This is a genomic window from Spirosoma profusum (assembly GCF_014699005.1).
Lineage (GTDB): Bacteria > Bacteroidota > Bacteroidia > Cytophagales > Spirosomataceae > Spirosoma > Spirosoma profusum.
Genome location: NZ_JACWZY010000068.1, coordinates 1 through 22,227 on the forward strand (window position 1 = coordinate 1; position 22,227 = coordinate 22,227).

A 22,227-nucleotide genomic window follows, 5' to 3' on the forward strand; every position below is an offset into this window, starting at 1 on the left:
GACTCTTTTAGTTCTGCGCACCGTCTACGCAATAGCTCGTAGTCAGATGGTTTGTAAGTTGTCATGATTAGCAAAGTATCAATCTTTACAAACCTAATCACACATCAATAACACATTTGACGAGCGTCTTGAAGAATTCAAACGAATAATGGATATTACAAAATCAAATCCTGATAATGAATTTTACATGATGAATTACTCAGCTGATTTTGGTGTATTAAGAAGCCACAATCTATCAATTATTATGGAAGATTTTGACATAAAAGAATTAAAAGATATAGATTCAGATCGGCTAATAGGATTAATAAGGGAAAAATATTTTAAGTATGATAATAATTTGCGGAGTATAATGAATAGTCTGCTTGATTTATGTAATAATAAGAATGATAAAATACATTTATCATTCCTGGATTTCGAGGATGACACCAAAGACCGCCAAAGTCAATATGAACGGTATCTTAAAAGGGCGTTTGAAAGCGCTCAAGTGAGTCGTGTTCAAGATCTTATTGCCAGGCAAGAAAGATCGACAGATGCCTTACTTAAATTAATTAATGAAGTCAAACATTTTAAAGAAGTTCATTATATAGATTTTTCGCAGGAGAGATTGAAAGAATCTAAAGACGAAAGCAGTATTAAACAGTCTTTTATTAATGAGTTATTTAAACAAAACTCTGATAATTACAAAAGATTTAAACAGTATACACAAAATACGCAATTATTGGATCGCATCCCTTTTCAATTTATTGTAACAAAACCTAAAGGCAAAAAAGTCGCTGGCGACTTTAAAAATCAAAGTTGCCTGATCACCTTTTCCAACTTAGAAGCAATTGGCGAAAATGCAGGCGTATACGCGTTTCAAAGTAGTGACCAGCGGGTTGTTGATAATTTAGTTGATATTTATCGAACTTACGCAAATTTACAGAAGGATAAACGTAATAAAAATTCTTCATGGGATAAATTCAAGTCACTTGTTGACCTGGGCTCAGAGCGAGTTTTACAATGTGTATTGAAATTTAAATCAATAAATGAAGAGCATCCGGAATTTAGAAATATTATATCACTTTCAGATTTTCAGGCCGCAGCTCGACTTCAGCATTTGTTTGAGCAGGAAAAAGTTTATTTACCTGAACTAAACTATCACTCAGTTAGTAGTAACGGCAGGGAAATTGTTGCTCCTTTTTCAGAGAATTTCTTTACAACAGGCACCTATTTTGGGGTCGGCCTTTTTAGTGATGCACCTAATGAACTCACCTTAAATGAGTACATGACTAAAAACTACTTTTCGAATTTATTTACTATGGTACGTTCAAATGAAAACCATAGTAATATATTAAGAGTTAAAGGACGCGAATTTGGCGAAATATGGCGCGAAGATAATCAGCGCGATTATGGTCTTATTGCTAAACTTAGATGTGAAATCAACTCACAAAATGTCACCTTGTTTATACTCGGAGGCATTAATCATTTTGGCACCGAACGTGTTGCTGATTATTTATATAAACATTGGCAATCCTTGTCAGAGAAGACAGACGGAATGCCTTTCTTAGGCGTGTATGAATTCAGCCTGAGTGGTGCCGACCAGTATGACACTAAGGAGGAATTATTTTATGTTCAAAAACACAATCAGGATTGGGTCAAAGTCTGAATACTTTTAACGTATTAATCTAAAAAAAACCCTTCCCTTCAGGCGAAACTTTAGTTTACTAATTTTGTATATTGCTCCTCAAGCGTGCTTTTTTCATGGAATGGCAAAAGTAATTAATGAATTTTCTTCACTCCCAACGTTTTTTTTAATTAATCCATTCTCTAAAATCATTTGAAAAAAGAGTCTTTCAGTGTTTTTTGCCGTACCAGATACGTAGTGAAAGCCTTGCAAATGTTACGTAAAAAAGGACGTAGCTGTAAAGACGTATTGTCAAAATCAAGCCAGCCAGCTGCAAAATTCTTAAGTTATTTCCTCAATATTGGCCACTCGGACGCACTCGAGTCACTACGTTGCCATGTCGTTTTCGAACGACATATTATGTTTGCTTAATGAAGAATAGGTTTGACAAATGTCCGCTCAACAACTCTCTGTGATTATATTCCTAACTTATCAATTGAATTAATGTCTTGTTTCATAGTATAGAACCCATTTTTACATGCTTACCATCCTGTCGACGAACGCCTTAGCAAATTTGCTGTTTGAGCACGAAAGCGATTTCTTAGGCATTTATGATGTTCAAAAGGATCGGTATATACGCGTTAATCAGGCTGGTGTTCAGTTGCTTGGCTACCCTTCTGAGCAAACGATACTGGACCTGCCGAATCCTTCCTTTTTTAACCAACCTCCCAACTCCGAAAGCCATAGTCATTCCATTGCTACGTTAGTACAGGCTGGTCATTACAAGGCTGAAATAGAATTAATTCGCTACGTTGGAGATACCTTGTGGGGGCGCATCAATGTCACTACGTTTGATCAGGGGAAATACGCACTGATACGTATTACGAACCTGGATCGGCTGCATCGAACCGAACGCGAACTGGAACATAGTAACCGACGTAACGAAGCCATTTTCACCAATGCTACAATTGGTATTATCGTGTGCGATCAACAAGGTAAAATTGTGTCGGCTAATCAACTAGCCCACCAGTTATTAGGTTACGATGCGGATGATTTATCGACGCTCACCATTGAGCAGTTAGTACCTAAAGGTGTAAGCCGGTATCACCAGAAACTGCGGGAATCGTTCAGTACTGATCCGCAGGTACGAGCTATGGGGCACAACCGCGATCTGTACGCCCAACGAAAAGACGGCTCGGTGTTTCCGGTCGAGATTAGCCTGAGTTATTTTCGGCTGGAAGACGAATTATACGTAGTGGCTTATATCATTGACATTACGTTCAAGAAACAGGCCGAGCAGCAACTTTTGGCTCATCGCGACCATATTGAACGGCTTAACGCCGATTTAGAGCAGAAAGTGGTCGACCGTACGCACGCGCTGATGAATACGCTCGATCAGTTGGAACAGTCGAAAGACGAACTGGCCAAAGCACTCGCTGCCGAGCGGGAATTGGGTGAATTAAAATCCCGATTTGTAACAATGGCCTCGCATGAGTTTCGGACTCCTTTGACAACGGTACTGAACGCAGCAACCCTGATTGAGAAATATTCCAGTGATGATCAGCAGGAAAAACGGCGGAAACACCTTCATCTCATCCGTACATCGATAAAACACCTCACTGACATCCTGGAAGAATTTTTGTCGGTGGGCAGGCTGGAGGAAGGGAAAATAGAAGCCCGTCCAATGGAGGTCTATATTGATCGGCTGATAGGCGAAACAATAGCCGAAATGCAGAGCATGCTACATTCGGGACAATCCATTCACACGAACCTTTCCTGCCAGGGCCCGGTTTGGCTTGATCCTTCTCTGTTTCGCAAGATTCTGGTCAATTTAATCTCCAACGCCGTAAAATATTCAGGTCATAAATCCATCGTTACGGTGACGTGTACCTGCCTCGATGGTCAATTGACGCTAACCGTGTCAGATCAGGGCATCGGCATTGCCCCCGAAGATCAACAACACATGTTCGAGCGATTTTTTAGAGCCAAATCGGTATCCAATATACCCGGAACTGGCCTGGGTCTGCACATCGTTGGCCGCTACGTCGAATTAATGAACGGGCAAGTCTCTTTAACCAGTGTCTTGAACGAAGGCACCACTATACTGATTAGCATTCCCTATGAAAACCATACTCATAATTGAGGATAACGATGCCATTCGCGAAACGACAGCCGAGATTCTAGAATTAACTGGTTATACGGTTCATACTGCCGAAAACGGTAAAGTTGGCGTAGAAAAAGCCTTAGCCGATAAACCAGACCTGGTCATCTGCGATATCATGATGCCCGTGCTGGATGGCTACGGTGTTTTACATATTTTCAACAAGAACCCACAACTTTCCGGGGTACCTTTTATTTTTCTTACGGCCAAGACGGAACGTACTGATTTCCGGAAAGGAATGGAAATGGGCGCGGATGACTATTTAACCAAACCTTTCGAGGAAAGCGAACTCCTAAGTGCCATTGAAGGGCGACTAAACCGATTTAGTCACTTAAAACCAGACTACGACCTTCAGCAGGATGGATTGAATCAATTCCTTAGCGATGCCAAACGTGTTGGTAACCTGGAAAGTTTGTCAGCAGATCGTAAGAGTCATATCGTTCATAAAAAGCATTACGTATACGTAGAAGGCGACGAACCTACCAAGCTTTATTTTCTTCAATCGGGTAAGGTAAAAACGGTGCGGACTAATACTGAAGGAAAAGAGTTTATTACTGGCCTTTACAATGCTGGTGATTTCTTTGGGTACTTTGCCCTATTTGATAACAGCGACTACTCAGACTCGGCGGTGACCCTGGAAGATTCTGAACTGGTTTATATTCCGCAGGAAGATTTTCGTCAGTTACTACTGAGTAATCCCGAAGTAAGTGCCCAATTCATTAAACTATTGGCCGGCCGGGTGGCCGAACGCGAAACCCAGTTACTGGGTATGGCTTACAACTCGCTTCGACGCCGTGTGGCCGATACGTTGTTACGTTTAGATGAACAGCAACCCAACGTAACAATTCAGCTCACGCGCGACGATCTGGCCGCTATGGTTGGCACGGCTACTGAGTCGTTGATTCGCGCCCTTAGTGAGTTCAAGCAGGATGGCTTGATTGAGGTAGCCTCAACGGGGGGTATCCGAATTCTTCAGTCGGAGAAACTCCGCCGGGGCAAATGGTGAGGGGTTTCTACAAGTGCTCTGACTAGTTTCATGGTCCAATTATGACGAATATCATATAGCCAGTTGATATTCATCATATTCAATACAATTCGTTGTAATTATCATTGCAAACTATCAGACACTGTTTGCAAAAAGGCAAGCGGTAGACTAGTCAGAATCCAAACTGATTGTATTCGATGAACTACTACGTGTCATTAAACCACACACCAAAAGAAGTTTTAGCCATGAAAGATGCTGAAATAAGTAATCAAAATGCCACTATAGCTGTTTTTGAAACCTACCAAACAGTCACAGACACGTTAAAGAAACTTCAGCGGGCAGGATACAACATGAGTAAATTATCGGTTGTGGGGAAAGATAATGTCACAAAAAAAAATCCCGTAGGCTATTATCCAGCCGGTGCCTTATGGGAAAATATTAAAAAACTTCCGCTTGATTCTGCTTTCTTCAGCATTCCTGGATTTGGCCCATTCTTCATTGCCGGTCCTATCTTAAATTCCTTACAAAATTCCTTAGTAGCCTCCCTCGAAGGAGATCTTGCACGTAGCAGGTCAAGCGCCTTTGAAGCCGCTTTAATTAGCTTAGGAATCCCGAAAAACTTCGCCTTTATAGTTGAAGATCAGGTCAAAACCGGCCATTATCTTTTAATCGCTCACGGAACGATGAGAGAGGTGGAAAAAGCCAATTGGGTATTTGGTTATGCCCCACTACGTAAATCTTCAATAGAAACGGCTGCCGCCTGAAGTCATTTCCGATAAGCATAGAAGTAGCAAGGTTCGACCATTCAGATGACTTAGTCGAGCTTTCCACTCATCTAATCCCACTGCAGAAACGTAACTTATAGCCCCAACTGTGGGCTCAGCCGATACGTTATTTACCGAGTATTCATCACAACCTAGAACTTGGGTTAGTTTATCCAACCTGATCGCTTATGGTATAAAAACATAACGTGATGATGGGATATAAAGCAGTGCTGATTAGTATAGGGATGAGCCTTTCAGTTCCGATCCTGGCGCAAACGGCGCAGGTAACGATCGACTTTGCAGCGCGGCAGGGCCCAATGCATATGGAGCGTATGGCATTAGGGCAGGGCGGTCTGTCTGAGGAGCCAATGCTGGCCAACCGGGTAACCGAAATTCGCGCCTTGCACCCCGGAATGATCCGCTTGTTCGTCAGCGAATATTACGATCTGTTTCCAAAGGCGGGTACCTATCATTTCAAAACGCTGGACAGCATGGTATCGTCCATTCTGCAAACCGGTGCCAAACCCTTGATGGCCCTATGCGTAAAGCCAAAGGTGCTTTTTCCCAAAATTGACCAGGATATTGTCGAACCAACCGATTATAAGCAATGGGAACAACTCGTTTACACCATTGTAAAACATTACCGGGATCGTAAAGCAGGCATTCGCTATTGGGAAGTAGGCAACGAGGTCGATATCGGCGAAGATGGCGGAACTCCGTACCGATTTAAGCCCGATGCCTACGCCCGTTACTATAAGCACACTGTGGCAGCAGTGCTACGTGCCGATCCGACCGCGCGGGTGGGAGGACCAGCTCTGGCAGCCTATAATTCGCCTATTTTACCTGCTCTACTTGATACGTGCTCCGCCCAAAAAATACCCTTACATTTTGTCTCCTGGCACCACTACAATAACAGTCCGTTGGTTATCCGAAAACAGATTGAGTATATACAGAATCTGATAAAAAAACACCCGGATCTGAAGCCTGAAACCATCATGGATGAATGGAATGTCGATCTGTTCAATCCGATCCTGGACCCTCGATATCAGCCCTGTTACGTTGCAGAAACCATCTGGCAGATGAAAGACGTTGGTCTGGACTGGTCCTGTTATTACCACATTCGCGACTGGTACGTTTCCTACGATACGTTTGCCAAAGTCTTTTCACCTGCCGGGACGGCGTTCATGACCCGCTGGTGGAACCGGCAGGCGCAGTTCAGTGGATTGATCGACTACCAAAACCAGATTCGTCCGGCCTATTTTACGTTTAAACTACTTTCGAGGCTGGCTGGCCAACGACTACGGGTCAGTTCAACGAACGCGAATGTACACGGCTTTGCCAGTCAGGATGACCAGTTGAAAATGCACAATATGATGCTCTGGAATTTTTCGGATCAACCTGTGGATATCGACATAAATTTGGAGAATCTGCCCAAGACCATGCGAACAAGGCATATCGTTCTGGATGCTACTGGAGCCGGTAACGACGAAAATCAGCGCCTGCGTCCGGAACCATTCAGCCAACTTAAACAGGGTAATCAAAAACTGATGGTGAAACTTGAACCTTGGGCAGTTCATTACTGGTCGCTGGAATAACATTTAACGAACCAAATAAAGGGTGAATACTCGTTTACTCTGAACTATCGTAGCCGGAATCGGCCATGGGCGACGGTTAAATGAGCGAAAGCCAGATTGCCGTTACGCTCAACTCATCGAGATTGGTTAGCCGTAGTATAACGCCTTGTAAATCGCCGATTCCGTCGTTGCTATACTGAAAAGACCGTGGATAAATTTGATAAATGATTCCTTCCTGCCACCAAAAGTAGTTTGTATGGGTTTCAGGCAACAGTATTAAAAATGGGTGCTAAACGTAAAACGCATCCGGCCACTACGTTCTGAACATGCGCATAAAAGTAAGGAAACGGGTGTTTCAGGTCGAATAAAAAGAGCCAGCGATACGTATTATCGACTGGCTCTTTAACTTACAAATTATGGATTAGCTTTCGCGTTATTATCCAATTACGTTTCCTGTAGGATGATCGTAACGAGTGCCGTCTGGATTCACCATACTTCCTGCGTCCTGATTTGAATCATCATCAGACTCACCAGCCGCCCGACTATTCACAAACGACTCCGCTAACGTAGTGAGTTTTTTATCCGCATTTTTTTCCTCAGCAAGTGTTTGTTCGAGCAAACCAACTGCCTGCTGATAACCCAACACCCGTGCCAACGTAGCAACAGAGCCGTAAGCGGCAATTTCGTGATGTTCGATCTTTTGTCCGGCAATAATCAATCCTGCATCGCGTGTTAGCGAACCAGAATCCGTATTCGAAACGCTACGTTGTGCATCATCAATCAAACCATCAATCGCGTCACAGCTTCCTTCCTCTACGTCGACACCGATGCTGCTGAACACTTGTTCCAGGCGTGCTACCTGATTCCTTGTTTCTTCCTGATGTTGCAGGAATGCGTTACGTACTTCATTGGTTGTAGACGCATCGGCCTGCTCGCCCAACGCATCAACGGCCTGCTTTTCTGCGTAATAGATGTCCTTAAGTTCTGTAATAAACAGATTTTTTAGTCCTTCCTGTGTTTGTGTATCGTTGCCACCGAAAAAGTTGGCGATACGTTCTCCAAATGTTGCCATATTTACTGGGTTGAGTTACTAAGCTTAGTAACCGTTCACTTCCGGATTAGTTTTTGGGCGTTCAATAGCTCTCTTTTTAGTTAGGAAATGGGTCATAGTTAGCCAACAAGCCGATTCATTAATCAGCTAGACGCCGTATTCTTTCTTTACTGATATCGGCGGATTTGAACGCGCCATTTTCATCTGAATACGTCAGGGCAACCACCTTTTTCTCACCATTCAGGATGCCGATGGTGGCAAATTCGATCGGTTGCTTACTTATTGAATCGATAAGTACCCCTTTAATCAGATAAGGCGAGGTGTTTTGGGCAATGGAAAGTGTTACATTGATAAAGCAGAAGCAAACAAGCGCAAAAAGTAAAGAACTTTATTTCATAACGAATGGCCATGTTGCGTGGGGCGGGCCTGGTCTTTTTATTTTTTCACGGCGGCCCCACCATATGTAAAAGCCAGTAATGGGCGAACTGGCGCAAATCAGGCTGGAAACAAAATAAATGATTTTCGTAAGATCAAAACAGCGTTATTGTTCTATTCGTTTAGAAAGAAAAACGGGGTGTTACGTCTTAAATATAGCTTTTAGGACGTAACACCCCGTTTTTGGGTTAAAATTTACTTACTACGGGTTATCCGCAAATTTTCGTTGGCTTACCGCACTTTCCGTAGGGAAGTCGCCAGGAATAGGAATATCGACCTTACCTGTAGCGGCCCATTGGGTGCCCCGTTGAAGACACGTAATAAAACCGACGCACTCAACCGAATAATCGACGTGCCCGAGTGGTGTATGAAAAATCCGCCCTTTACCCATTTTTATGGTCATGAGCATGGGTTCATGGCGGCCCGTACCACGATTATCTGGTGATGAAAAAGCGGTTGCCAATACGTCCATTTCTTCGGCGGGACCACGCAAACGGTCATACATTTCGTCTTTGGCGTGCATCCAAGTTAAAGGCATTCCTTTGGTGATCGGGTGCTTGGCATCGCGAACGGTTATCAAAAACTCCTTTTGTGCGCCATGAGAGCCTGCTTTTCCTACACTGTTGTCTCTCACCAGTTTCCCGCTCTCATCATAATACACATAGGGCCCGTCTTTTTCGGTACGGTCGCCCCAGCCGCCCAAACCAATCATTCGATTATAGGCAGGCCATTGCTGGAATGAATTATCCGCAGCATGAATAACGACCAGGCCCCCACCATTTTTGATGAATTTTTCAAAATCAGCCTGCGTAGCATCGGACCAGGGGGCGGCATTCCAACCGAAATTATTGATCACTACGTCATACTTTGAAAAATCGGGATGAAAGGCCGAGTCCGCTTTGGGCTTCGGTAAGGACTGAGTCGCAGGTACGCCCTTTATTTTGTATTTTTCAACTAAATCACCGCCATTCCAGGTGTAATAAGAACGCTGTACATCGACTGTAAACTTCCCCGTTTCTTCGAGGTAGCGTTTCATCATGTAGGTGATTTTGGGCCATTGTTCGTGGTTGTTTTGCCCATCCACAATCAACACCTTTATTGGGGACTTTTTGGCCTGAGAAAATGACTGTTGGGCATTTCCAAATCCCAAAAGCAAAGCCAGAAACAGGTACATTAGGTTCTTCATGAGTATGCTTTCAAGTTAACCGATTGTTGTGCTACATGATAACCAAAGCTCCGGAAGGCACAGAACTATTCATCGTTGGCGATGATTTATAAGCTGATGTCGCGATAGATTGATATTCAGACCATTTACGGATTCAACCGTTCCAGCCGCAGGAGGTAATCAACCTGATCGTCGAAGTAGAGTCCTTTACGTAGTGAGCCTGTTCTGGGGTCGTAAATCCAGACGTAGTTGCCCCCTGTATTGGTTTCACCGGAATGTAAACCAACCCATTTTCGATCACACGCAGTTGCGGGCGTTTCCTTTATCGGCGGGTAGATCGAGACGTAGCGTCGTTTGTTTGGCCAAATCCACTACGTAAAAATCGAAATGTGGAACCCGATAATAATCCTTCATGCCGCTATAAAGCCCTTTACGTTCGGTGTGGACAATCGCTTTGCCGTTACCGACGTACCAGAAGCCATAGCCATGATTATGACTGGGCGAAGCCGACAGGTTGAAAAAATACGTAGCATTGAGCTTACCATCAGCTTTGTTGATGCGGAAAATACCGGTCGGTTTTGAGGGATTATCGCCCAGTGCAATGCCCGGACAGGCGATAAAGTAGAAATCACCTTTTTCGCCGGTAAAGAGGCTATGCTACTTTTTTTTGGAGACAACGTCTACTAATGATTGAATTAGACAGGTATTAAAAATCAGGCATGGTCAATAGTTAAATCAGATGTTGACCAATATCAGCTACGTTTTTTTATAAACTCTCCTTAAAATCATTACCTGCAATTAACTAAGAATACCTACCACAACGATTTAATAATAAACGATTGTGGTTGTAAAATACCCCTAAACGAACTAATAATGGGGGTTGTAAAATTTATTTTATAGAACAGTAAGGGTAAAATTGTGCAATTAAGTCTTCGATTCGTTAAAGCAATTTCGAGTCAATGGCTACCTTTACAGTTTTGTCCCCTAGCGCCACCCCCGACCCCTGGCCCTCGCCATCCGTAAACGAGCAAAAGCCAATGTCGACGGTATACGATTCAGAACTTTTTCTACGAAAAACCTTCGAGCAAGATTCTCGCAAAGGGTTCGAGTTACTGTTCCGACAGTATTACACGCCCTTGTGCAGTCATGCCGTGCGGTTTGTCTACTCCCGGCAACTCGCCGAAGATCTGGTGAGCGAAGTTCTTTACCAGTTTTATCGTTCAGAAGCATACCGGAAAATCCATTCGTCGTACATCAGTTATCTGTTCACGGCGGTTCGAAACGAAGCATATACGCATTTGCGCAAAGAGTTCGGCAAAACGGATTCCATTGAATCGACCACCGAAAACCATCTGGCAGGCAACCACCCCCAACCCGACGCAGAAGTACATTTCAATAACCTCTTTCTGGCTGTCAATGAGGCCATTGGTCAGTTGCCGGCCCAATGTCGCCGGGTGTTTCTGCTAAGCCGGTTCGAGAATAAAAAATACGACGAGATAGCCGCCGAATTGCAGATTTCGCCCCGAACGGTGGAAGTACACATCTCCCGAGCGCTGAAACATCTGCGCCAGACACTACGTGAGGAATGGGCGCTACTTCTACTTCTTTTCAATCTTTTTTCTTAGTTCAGTAAGGGGAAAAACGGCTTTTGAAGTCTCTCATTCAAATTATACGAATATGACTCATTCGTTATCGAAACAGAACTTATTTGCCTATCTGGCTGGGCAGGCAAACCCGCTCGAACGGCAAATGGTGGAAGAATGGCTAAAAAATCCGGCCAATACCGAAACCTTCCACGCCTGGCTGCTCGAGTGGGAAACGCGTTCGCTCCAGTTTCAACCCGATCAGGAAGCAGCCTTCGCAAAACTCTCGCAACGGCTCGACCAGACCGAAGCACCGGTGGCTACAGACAACGTATCGACTGCATCACCTTTCTTTCCTGGCGGCTGGCGTCCATATCTGGTGGCTGCAACGGTTTTGATTGCCTTCCTGGCTATTAGCCCGCTACGTAGTAAAATTCTGTATCAAACGTATCAGACAGTGGCTGGCCAGACACAAAGTATCCAGCTCGAAGACGGAACCCATGTTAACCTGAAACCGAACTCATTGCTTCAGGTACCGCGCTTCGGTTTTCGGCAGCGTGTTCGAGAGGTTTCTCTCATCGGCGAGGCTCGTTTCTCCGTAACGCACAAGCAGGATAATCAGCGGTTTGTTGTCAAAACGTCCGACCAGTTTCAGGTTGAGGTGCTCGGCACTGAGTTTACGGTTTATGCGCGTAAACAAGGCACCAACGTAGTTCTGGACCGTGGAAAAATTCGTGTTGATTACAAAACCGATACGAAGAAACAGCAACTGGTCATGAAACCCGGCGAAATGGTCATGCTGACCAAACAAGGCAATATTCATCTACGCCCGTTGGCTCCAGTAAAAGCCATCGACTCCGAAAAAGGCCATCTTTTTCAGTTTCGCAATACGTCTTTGTGGGAAGCCTGCTACCTGATTCAAGAGCATTTTGGCCTGAAAGTGGAAGTAGCCGATGATTCGCTCGCGCAACGTAGCATCTCTGGTAATTTCCACGCCCGAACAGCCAACGAACTCCTTGATTTACTGACTGCTACGTTCACACTTCGGGTCGACTCCACTGGAACAACTCCCATTTTAAAAGATAATTGATTTTCCGCCCTCTTTCTTACGGCTAACAATGAAGAAAACCCTACTCCAATTAAGTCTGCTGACGATTTCGTGTACAGGCCTCCCGCTGAGCAGCTTTAGCCAGACATTTGCTTCGGCTCAGGTTGTGCAGCGTCAGGCCAATCGAAACGTGCAGACCCAGCTCAAAAACGTACTGCTTGATTTACAGCGTCATTATCGGGTCGAAATTGTATTTGAAGACCGGATTATGGTCGGTAAAAACGTCTCCTCCGACGTAATGAACCTGAACGTATCGCTGGAGAAAAACTTGAATCATCTCCTGAAAAACACGGGTTTACGGGCTCGAAAAATCCGGAAAGACACCTACGTCATCATCGAAGCGCCCCGCGAGAAAGCAGACGTATCAGTCCGAAAAGAAGACCCCGTCGAGTCATCGTCTGCGCCCGTTACGTCCGACGGACAAACGGTTTTGAACGTACCGGAGCCACCTGTCACCCGCCAACCCGACGTAGCAGATATCGGTATCAGTGGTACGGTCATCGATGAAGCGGGAGCGGGTTTGCCGGGGGTGAGCGTAGTGGTTAAAGGCACAACGCGCGGCACGACTACCGACAGTAAAGGTTTTTACCAGTTGAACGTACCAAATGAACAGGCTGTGCTGGTGTTCAGTTTTGTGGGTTACCTACCACAGGAAACGACCGTCGGCAACCGCACTATGATCGGTATCAAGCTCGAAAACGATACGAAATCCCTGTCGGAGGTTGTGGTTGTAGGATACGGCACACAAAAGAAAGTGAACGTAACGGGCGCTGTATCAACCATTTCCAGCGAAGACATTGTTCGTCGGCCTGTTGGTCAAACATCGTCGGCCTTACAGGGTATGATGCCCGGTGTTACCGTAACACAACGTTCGGGCCGGCCCGGTGGCGACGCAGGAAGCATCCGGATTCGGGGCGTCGGAACAATAGGCAACCCTGATCCACTGGTACTTATCGATAATATCGAAGGCTCTATGAACAGTATCGATCCGAATCTGATTGAGTCGATTACGGTGCTGAAAGATGCCGCTTCGGCGTCGATTTATGGTTCGCGGGCGGCCAATGGCGTTATTCTGGTGACGACCAAACGCGCGAAAGCGAACCGGATTTCGATGAATTACAACAACTACATCGGCTGGCAAACACCTACCAATTTGCCTAAAATGGCCAACGCCATCGACCATATGCTGCTGACCAATGAAGCCTATGTCAACGTGGGCCGTTCGCCGTTGTATTCCGACGATCTGATTCAGAAATACCGTACGCTGGGCGCTACCAACCGCGATTTATACCCCGATACTGACTGGCAGCGCGAAGTACTGACCGGTTCAGGTTTGCAGCAAAGCCACTTTTTCAGCATTAATGGCGGCAGCGAGAAAATTCGCTTTCTCACGTCGGTGGGTTATCTGGATCAGAAAGGCGTGATTGAAAACTCCGGTTTTCGGCGGTATACACTTCGGAACAATACCGACATCCAGATTTCCAAAAAGTTCAGCGCCCGCGCCGACTTACAAATCGTAGCCGCTACAACCACTGAACCAGGGCGTGGCGGCCAATTAGGCGAAGGCTCGGAGTACGTTTTTCACTGGATGAACCGGATTCCTGCTAATCAGCTGGGTATCAACTCTAATGGCAGCTGGGGCGAGGGATGGAATGGTGATAATCCGATTGCCGTGGCGCGGGACGGCGGCACCCGAAAAAATAACAGTCCGTATGCCATGCTCAACGCGGCTTTAGTCTATAAACCGATTGAGGGATTGACCGCCGAAATCGCTTACTCGCCAAAATATGCGCTCTCTATCGATAAGACCTTTGCCAAGATGGTGCAGACGTTCAAGCCGGATGGAACCCCCAGCTTTCTGTCGCCCGCCAAAAGCAGCCTGACTGAAGTTAGTAATCGTTCGTTGTACACTACGTTGCGCGGAACCCTTACCTACGAAAAAGTTTTCGGCGAACACGGGCTAAAAATATTGGGTGGTTTCTCACGCGAGGATTTTAGAAACGATAACGTAACAGGCTATCGCGAAGGGTTTCTACTGCCTGACTATCAGGTGTTAAACGCGGGTGCGTCGGATATCCAGCGGGCGTCGGGTGGCGCATCTGAATGGGCATTACAGTCGGCATTCGGACGTATCAACTACGACTACAAACAGAAATACCTCTTCGAAGCCAACGCCCGTTACGATGGTTCGTCACGATTTGCAAAAGGACGTAAGTATGGCTTTTTCCCATCGGTGTCGGCCGGTTGGCGTATCTCGCAGGAAGCGTTTATGCAGCCGCTTTTGGGTACGCTCAACGAGTTAAAGTTCAGAGCTTCCTGGGGGCAATTGGGTAATCAGAACATTCAGGGTGGTAATTACCCATTCATGTCGTCGCTGCAATTTGGTCCTTATACGCTTGGAAAACAGATTGTTAACGTAGTGGCTCTCAATACGTTGGCAAACTCCGAAATCTCCTGGGAAACAACCGAAATGACTGATTTCGGTATAGACGCTACGTTATTTTCGAACCTGTCGATCACCGCCGATTATTACTACAAACAAACGCGGGACATTTTGCTTGATCTGGACATTCCAGCCATTATCGGACTAGGAAAGCCGTATCAGAATGCAGGTGTCGTTGAAAACAAAGGCTGGGAACTGGGTCTTAATTACAAAGGCGCCATTCGTGATTTTCGATACGATATAGGTTTCAATATTTCGGATGTTAAAAACAAAATAGTCGATTTACGGGGTGTAAATACGATAAGCTTACAGGCCAACCGCGAAGGCTATCCGATCCAGTCACTTTACGGCTTACAGGCTGAAGGGCTTTTTCAGACAGTTGACGAGGTGGCCTCTCACGCGCAGCAGTTTGGCGTCATCAAACCCGGCGACATTAAATACAAGGACCAAAACGGCGATGGCATCATCAATGGGGATGATAACGTAGTACTGGGCAGCACCATTCCCCGCTTTACCTACGGCACTACGTTAAATGCTTACTATAAAGGTTTTAGTTTGAACGTAGTGCTTCAGGGCGTTGGCAAAGCCGACGGTTTATTGAATGAGCAGGGCATTATGCCGTTCTTTCTGGGCGGCACCGTGCAGGAACAACATAAAGATCACTGGACACCCGAAAACCCGAACGCTACGTTCCCCCGACTGGCGTTCAGCGAAGCGAACAACGAAAAGAACTCGAGCTTCTGGCTACGTAACGCGGCCTATCTGCGCCTGAAAAATATTCAGCTCGGCTACACGATTCCTACTACGTTGACGCAACGTATCGGTATCAACAACATCCGTGTGTTTGCGAATGGTCAGAACATACTCACCTTCGATAAATTCTGGGATGGTTACGACGTAGAATCGCCGGTTGGTACGGGACGTAGTTATCCGCAGGTTAAAATGTACAGCTTCGGTATCGACGTCAATTTCTAAGCACAAGCGGGCAGTTATATCCTCTCAAAAGACTTTACAAATGAAAAAAATACACTACTGGTTTCTGGCAGTCGCGTTGACACTGAGCACTACGTCCTGCGAAGATTACCTCGAACGTTACCCGCTGGAAGGTCCCGCCGACCAGTCGTATTTTGCTAATGCCAGCGAACTGGAACTGGCCGTAAATGGCTGTTACAAAGGCATGAATTTCCACCCAACCGACAACATGCCGACGCAGCTATTGCTCGACGATTGCACGGATCTGGGTTGGGACCGTAACAACAGTACGTTGCAGCAAATCGGGAAAGGCAGCCACGACAGCAACAATGGTTTTTCGAAATCAGTGTGGGACAACTCCTACAAAATCATCGGCCGCTGCAACTTCATTCTCGACAACATGGGCAAGCTCGACGGCAAGATGGATGCTATGTTGCAGGCTCGCTACCGGGCCGAAACCCGTTTTGTGCGTGCTTATATGTACCACTACATGATCGAACTGTTTGGCGGTGTTCCGCTGGTTACCAAAACGATAGGTCTTTCAGAATCGCAGGTACCAAAAAGTACAAAAGAAGAATGTGTTACGTTCATTATGAGCGAGTTGGACGCTGCCGCCAAAGATTTACCCGTTAGCTATTCTGGCATAAACGTAGGTCGGGCTACGAAAGGAGCTGCTTTGGCAACAAAAGCCCGTACTGCACTCTACAATGAAAAATGGGCCGATGCAGCCACAGCCGCGAAAGCGGTGATGGACCTGAATTACCATAAACTGCATACAAATTACGGTCAACTCTTCTCGTATGCGGGCCAGACTTCGAACGAGATTATTTTCGCCTTACAGTATCTGAAAACCAGTACAGTAATTCACGCAACGCCACAGAACTTTCTATCGCGGAATGCGCAGGGAGCGTCGAACAAAGTCCCCGGCCAGGTGCTAGTGGATGCCTACGAGTGTACAGATGGTTTAACGATTGATAAATCTCCGCTCTACAATCCGAAAGATCCGTTCAAAAACCGCGATCCCCGGCTCGATTTTACGGTGGCCGTTCCAGGCTCTAACTACTTCAATTTCAAGTTTGAAACGCACAAAGACAGCGTAAAAACAATCAACTACACCACCAATACCCGCGTTGATAATCAGGATGCTATTCACGCATTTGCTACGTATACCGGCTATTGCTGGCGGAAATACACCGACATGACCGACAAGGACGACCGTAGCAATTCGGAACTGAACATTAGCCTGATTCGATACGCTGAAGTTTTGCTCACGTACGCCGAAGCAAAAATTGAAGCGAATCAGATCGACCAGTCGGTATACGATGCTATCAACCTGGTACGTCAGCGGCCTTCGGTAAATATGCCTGCTATTAAAACCGGGAAAACGCAGGCTGAACTTCGCTCGATTATTCGGAAGGAGCGCAAATATGAATTAACGAACGAAGGCTTTCGATTGATGGATATTCGTCGGTGGAAACTTGCCGATAAACTGCTGGCAGGCAACTTCCTGGGCCGTATTCCGAAAGGTTTGCTGACCACGGCTCCCATCATCGACGCCAACGGTACGCCCGATTATAGTGCGGTACCCAACAGAGCCGACATGCGCGTAGTCGAAGTTCGGATTTTCAAAGCCGACCGGGATTATCTGTGGCCAATTCCTTACATTGAAACCGTAACAAATAAGGCACTTACCCAAAATCCTGGCTATTGATTCGATGAATACAATAGACAATGGAAAAATGTAGAATGAGAAGTCGTCATCATACTGAACCTGTTTAAACTTATAAGATGTAGCGATTTTTGTCATGCTGAGGAACGAAGCATCTCAACGTATCCTGGCAAGTTGGTTTGGATACGTTGAGATGCTTCGTTCCTCAGCATGACAAAACACTCATTTACGGCGTTTCTCGAAAGTTCAAACAGATTCATTAGCCATTGTTTATTTTCCTCATTATTCCTTATGCCCACAACCCGACGTCATTTTTTAAAAGTTTCTGGCCTGAGCAGTCTTGCCCTAACAGCCGGCCTTTCCGAATTGCACGCTGGCTCATCGACGCTGCTGGCCGACAATGAATATGATTTAATAATTGTTGGAGGAACGCCCGGCGGCATCATGGCGGCTGTAGCGGCCTCCCGAATGGAAAAAAAATCGCTGCTTCTGGAACGTACTGCCCATATCGGCGGCTTACCCGCCAATGGCCTTGGTGCTACCGACATTGCTACGCGGGGCGCAACAGGTGGTCTGTTTCTCGAATTTGTGAATCGAATCAAAGCGCACTACGTAGCAAAATACGGTGCTGATTCGCAACAGGCGAAAGACTGTGCGGACGGCTATCATTTTGAGCCATCGGCAGCAGCCAAAATCTTCAATGATTTCCTGAAAGAAAGCCCCAATGTGACCGTAATGACCATGCGGCAATTCGATTTTGAGGCCGAAAATCTGACCATTCAGAACAATCGGATTCAGGGGATTCGTGTGCTGAACCGAACGACAAAGAAGCCAGAAACGTATCAGGGGCGTTTTTTCCTTGATGCTACGTATGAAGGCGACCTGATAGCGGCTGCGGGCGTACCGTTTTTTCTGGGTCGCGAAGGTAAATCTGAATATGGCGAAGTGGGTGCAGGTCGGGTTTACAAATATTGGGCAGGGTCAGAAGGGCCAGGTTCTACGTTCGCAGGCGACAATGCCGTGCAATCGTACAACTATCGTCTTTGCGTGACCAATGATCCGAAAATTCGGGTTAAAATTCAGAAGCCCGCCAATTACAATCGGCAAGAATACGTATCGTTGATTAACGACGTCAAAACCGGCCATTACACGGGCGTAGCGATGTCGAAACTCACGGACGCGCAGAAGGCTGAGAATGAACGTAACGCCAAAGCGGGTGTACGTCCTAACGTGCCCGGCATGCCAAAAGGTATTGCGTGGTTAACGAACATGGTGAAGCTGCCCAACGGTAAAAACGATGGCAACAACCAGCATCACGCGTTCATCTCGACCGATTTACCGGAAGAAAACTGGCCCTATCCAACGTCAGGCTGGGAATGGCGCGACCGCTTTGCTCAACGATTACGGGAATACACCGAAGGGCTCTTTTACTTCGCTCAAAATGACTCCGAATTACCTGAGTGGTTTCGCAAAGAGTGTTTGGAATGGGGCTGGGCTAAAGACGAATACACCGACAACGGCCATTTTCCCCGGCAGCTCTACGTTCGAGAAGGTCGTCGGATGAAGGGAAAATACATTTTCAAAGCGCAGGACGCGCAGCCCGTAAAACCCGGCGAACGTCCGCCCCTGCACGCCGATAGCATCACGGCCAGTCACTACGCGCTTGATTCCCACGCTGTTCGGAAACGGGAACCGGGACGTATTCATTTAGATGGCTTTATCAGCTACCCATCGGCCGTTTACACCGTACCGTTTCGGGTTATTGTTCCCGATTCACCGCTTGAGAATCTGCTGGCACCCGTTCCGGCATCGGCCACGCACATCGGTTTCTCAACACTACGTATGGAACCCTGCTGGATGGCTCTCGGCCAAGCTGCCGGAACGGCTGCCGCCTTATGCGTTCAGAAAAGCCAGTCGGTGCATGATTTATCGATTGCTGACTTGCAGAAATCATTGCTTCTGCAAAAAGCAATTCTGATTTATAGCAAAGGCATCAACACCGCCGACGCCAATTTTGAAGCGAATCAGTTAGCCGCTTTACAAGCGAAATAAGGTGATCATTATCTCAGTTTACATTATGCGATACGTAACACTATTCTGTCTTTCTTTTCTTCTGACGTTTTCGGCCACTGCTCAGCAACAGGTCGATATCTGTGTTTACGGTGGTACGTCCGGTGGCGTCATAGCCGCCTACACCGCCCGAAAAGCTGGGAAAACCGTTCTGCTGATCGAACCGGGTAAACACCTGGGCGGCATGACCTCCGGCGGACTTGGCCTGACCGATATTGGCAACAAATACGCCATTACCGGTATCTCTCGCGATTATTACCGACGTATCGGCAAGCACTACGGCAAGTTTGAGCAATGGATCTTCGAGCCACACGTAGCAGAGGATTTATTCAACGAATACGTAAAACGTGGTCAGGTGAACGTAGTGTATTCGCACCGGTTGGCGAGTGTAAAGAAAAACGGTGGCCAAATTCAGGAAATCGTTATAGAAAACTCCGACAATCCATCGGCGAAACGTAGCATTCGGGCGAAGATGTTTATCGACTGCTCGTATGAAGGCGATCTGATGGCGAAAGCGGGCGTATCGTATACGGTTGGGCGCGAAGACAATTCGAAGTACAACGAAACCATCAGCGGAGTTCAGCTCATGACGGGCCACCAGCTTCCCGATGGTATTGACCCCTACAAAACACCGGGGCAACCCGAATCAGGGCTCATTTGGGGCGTTAGTCCAGCCAAGCTCGAACCCAATGGTACGGGCGATAACAAAGTACAGGCTTACAATTATCGTATCTGTCTCTCGTCGGATCCGGCCAATCAGGTGCCCATCACGCGCCCGGTCGGTTACGACTCCACGCGATTCGACCTATTGGCCCGGCTTATTGCGGCCCAATCCAATCGGAAAACCCTCAACGATTATTTCATCTGGAGTCGGATGCCCAATAACAAAACCGACATCAACAATCGGAATGGTTTCTCAACCGACATGATCGGGATGAATTACGAGTATCCTGATGGCAGCTATGAGAAACGGATGCAAATCATCCGCGACCACGAATTGTACACCAAGAGTCTGCTGTACTTTATTGGGCACGACTCACGGGTTCCGGAAGAGCTTCGGCAGGAGATGCTGAAGTGGGGTTATCCGAAAGACGAATACAAGGATAATGGCAACTGGTCACCACAACTCTATGTACGTGAAGCCCGCCGGATGGTGGGTGCCTACGTAATGACTCAGGCAAACTGTCAGGCGAAAGAAGTGGTGACGGACGGCGTTGGAATGGCTGCTTATACGATGGATTCGCATAATATTCAGCGTATTGTCATTGAGAAAAATGGCAAAAAGATGGCCAAGAACGAAGGCAACGTAGAGATTGGCGGGTTTGGCCCTTACCCGATTTCGTACCGCGCCCTGACTCCGAAAGAGAGCGAATGCCAGAATTTGCTGGTTCCGGTTTGTCTGTCGGCATCGCACATCGCTTACGGTTCGATTCGAATGGAACCCGTATTTATGGTGCTGGGTCAGTCGACGGCGTTGGCGGCTGCGATGGCGATTGATGGCAAAACCAGCGTTCAGAAAATCGACGTTGCCAAACTTCAGCAAAAACTAAAATCTGACCCACTGGCCGATGGCAGCACTCCCGAAATTCTGGTCGATAATGATAACAAAACCAACGTAGTAACCACAGGATCGTGGCGGCTCGAAACGAAACTCAAAGGTGGCTATGGCCCGTCGTACCTGATCAATGAAGAATCGACCGGTGGTTCGGTGAAGTTTACGCCTGACGTTGCCAAAGCGGGTAAATACCACATTTACACCTATTTTCCTCGTCTGGCTAAAAGTGCGACCGAATTAGGCATTACCGTTTCGAATGGCAAGACGAACAAAATCATCCCTATTAAACCGGCTGATATCGTAGTCGTAGGCCAAACCACCGGTGAATGGGTTTCACTGGGCGAGTACGACTTACCCAAAGGAAAAACTTCATCGGTTGAAATCGTAGCCAAACAACCCGATGGTCCCGTCGTAGCCGATGCCGTTTTATTCGTACCGGCTTACTAAGTGTCTTATACGGAAATTGAATGCTTGTGCGATAGTATTGAGTGCCCGCACAAGCATTCAATTTCAGGACATACATTAATGTGAATAATGGATTAATAGGCAAAATAACTAATTCATTTACAGAATATTGCTGACGATATGGGCTTCGGCAGGCTCAGCCTGACAGTCCATTTAAATTGGTTAACTCATGCTTACTTGTCAGGCTGATCAGACAATGTGCGTCTATTTAGTTGATAATCTGATACCACAGGTGTGTTACACCAACTGTTTCAACAACACGTAGTTGCTTTAAGGACATCGGCTCCGAACCCAGATGCTCAAACAGATCAAAATTGGTTGCCAACAAGACGGGCAACAAATGAATCTGAATTTCGTCCAGCAGTCCTAGTTCTTTGCATTGCTCAGCAATGCCGGCTCCGCCTATACCCCTACGGCACGATCCCCAGCGGCCAGTTTGGCCTAGGCACTGGCGACACCCTCTGTCACAAATTTGACTATATATTGTCAGCCGAAAGTGGACCATTGTGGAAAAGGAGAAGAGATACTTGTAAGTGCTTTGGTGATCCTTAAGGGGTTAAGCAAAAGTAATGGTGTATTCTTGACCGACCTGACTTAGAATGCGCTCGACCGCTTTGCGCAGGC

At 46.5% G+C, this 22,227-nt stretch carries 16 protein-coding genes; 12 read left to right on the forward strand and 4 right to left on the reverse strand.

The features are described from left to right. Positions 1 to 148: 148 nt before the first annotated feature. From IC229_RS34280 to IC229_RS34300, 5 genes are all read left to right on the forward strand, one after another. Entirely contained in the window at positions 149 to 1,645 is a 1,497-nt protein-coding gene (locus IC229_RS34280) for a hypothetical protein (RefSeq protein ID WP_190893434.1), read from the forward strand. Between the two features lie 496 nt (positions 1,646 to 2,141). Next, entirely contained in the window at positions 2,142 to 3,746 is a 1,605-nt protein-coding gene (locus tag IC229_RS34285; RefSeq protein WP_190893436.1) for a sensor histidine kinase, read from the forward strand. Further along, positions 3,724 to 4,770, forward strand: coding sequence for a response regulator (locus IC229_RS34290; protein WP_190893438.1), 1,047 nt, complete (start codon positions 3,724 to 3,726; stop codon positions 4,768 to 4,770). Before IC229_RS34285 ends, IC229_RS34290 begins: the two co-directional genes overlap by 23 nt. A 176-nt stretch (positions 4,771 to 4,946) precedes the next feature. Then, the gene (locus IC229_RS34295; RefSeq protein WP_223834376.1) at positions 4,947 to 5,513 is read left to right on the forward strand and encodes a DUF1269 domain-containing protein; all 567 of its coding nucleotides are present in this window, start codon (positions 4,947 to 4,949) and stop codon (positions 5,511 to 5,513) included. Positions 5,514 to 5,722: 209 nt separating this feature from the next. Beyond that, positions 5,723 to 7,108 (forward strand): GH39 family glycosyl hydrolase, encoded by a 1,386-nt coding sequence (locus IC229_RS34300; RefSeq protein ID WP_223834377.1) that lies wholly within the window; start codon positions 5,723 to 5,725, stop codon positions 7,106 to 7,108. Between the two features lie 76 nt (positions 7,109 to 7,184). On the opposite strand, the gene IC229_RS34305 is transcribed toward IC229_RS34300, so the two are convergent. The 3 genes from IC229_RS34305 to IC229_RS34315 all read right to left on the reverse strand — a co-directional run bounded on the left by IC229_RS34305 (position 7,185) and on the right by IC229_RS34315 (position 9,759). Beyond that, entirely contained in the window at positions 7,185 to 7,358 is a 174-nt protein-coding gene (locus IC229_RS34305; protein ID WP_223834378.1) for an alpha-amylase family glycosyl hydrolase, read from the reverse strand. Between the two features lie 165 nt (positions 7,359 to 7,523). Next, entirely contained in the window at positions 7,524 to 8,159 is a 636-nt protein-coding gene (locus IC229_RS34310) for a YciE/YciF ferroxidase family protein (protein WP_190893440.1), read from the reverse strand. A 616-nt stretch (positions 8,160 to 8,775) separates the two neighbouring features. Next, positions 8,776 to 9,759: a ThuA domain-containing protein gene (locus IC229_RS34315; RefSeq protein ID WP_190893441.1), complete on the reverse strand. Its 984-nt coding sequence runs from the start codon at positions 9,757 to 9,759 to the stop codon at positions 8,776 to 8,778. 420 nt (positions 9,760 to 10,179) lie between these two features. On the opposite strand from IC229_RS34315, the gene IC229_RS34320 reads away from it, so the two are divergent. The 7 genes from IC229_RS34320 to IC229_RS34350 all read left to right on the forward strand — a co-directional run bounded on the left by IC229_RS34320 (position 10,180) and on the right by IC229_RS34350 (position 21,585). Continuing rightward, entirely contained in the window at positions 10,180 to 10,320 is a 141-nt protein-coding gene (locus IC229_RS34320; protein ID WP_190893443.1) for a hypothetical protein, read from the forward strand. Between the two features lie 377 nt (positions 10,321 to 10,697). After that, positions 10,698 to 11,363 carry an RNA polymerase sigma-70 factor gene (locus IC229_RS34325; RefSeq protein WP_190893444.1) on the forward strand — a complete coding sequence of 222 codons (666 nt, stop codon included), beginning with the start codon at positions 10,698 to 10,700 and terminating at the stop codon, positions 11,361 to 11,363. Positions 11,364 to 11,415: 52 nt separating this feature from the next. Then, positions 11,416 to 12,411, forward strand: a complete 996-nt coding sequence (locus tag IC229_RS34330) for a FecR family protein (RefSeq protein ID WP_190893446.1) — start codon at positions 11,416 to 11,418, stop codon at positions 12,409 to 12,411. Between the two features lie 28 nt (positions 12,412 to 12,439). After that, a complete protein-coding gene (locus IC229_RS34335) occupies positions 12,440 to 15,847 on the forward strand; it encodes a SusC/RagA family TonB-linked outer membrane protein (protein WP_190893448.1) in 3,408 nt (1,135 codons plus the stop codon). Between the two features lie 40 nt (positions 15,848 to 15,887). Then, the gene (locus IC229_RS34340; RefSeq protein WP_190893450.1) at positions 15,888 to 17,555 is read left to right on the forward strand and encodes a RagB/SusD family nutrient uptake outer membrane protein; all 1,668 of its coding nucleotides are present in this window, start codon (positions 15,888 to 15,890) and stop codon (positions 17,553 to 17,555) included. Between the two features lie 249 nt (positions 17,556 to 17,804). Further along, on the forward strand, positions 17,805 to 19,565 hold the full coding sequence (locus IC229_RS34345) for an FAD-dependent oxidoreductase (protein ID WP_190893452.1): 1,761 nt from the start codon (positions 17,805 to 17,807) through the stop codon (positions 19,563 to 19,565). Between the two features lie 25 nt (positions 19,566 to 19,590). Continuing rightward, positions 19,591 to 21,585, forward strand: coding sequence for an FAD-dependent oxidoreductase (locus IC229_RS34350; protein ID WP_190893454.1), 1,995 nt, complete (start codon positions 19,591 to 19,593; stop codon positions 21,583 to 21,585). Positions 21,586 to 21,811: 226 nt separating this feature from the next. Here IC229_RS34350 and IC229_RS34355 read toward each other — a convergent pair whose 3' ends face one another. Next, entirely contained in the window at positions 21,812 to 22,108 is a 297-nt protein-coding gene (locus IC229_RS34355) for a hypothetical protein (protein ID WP_190893455.1), read from the reverse strand. Positions 22,109 to 22,227: the final 119 nt, after the last annotated feature.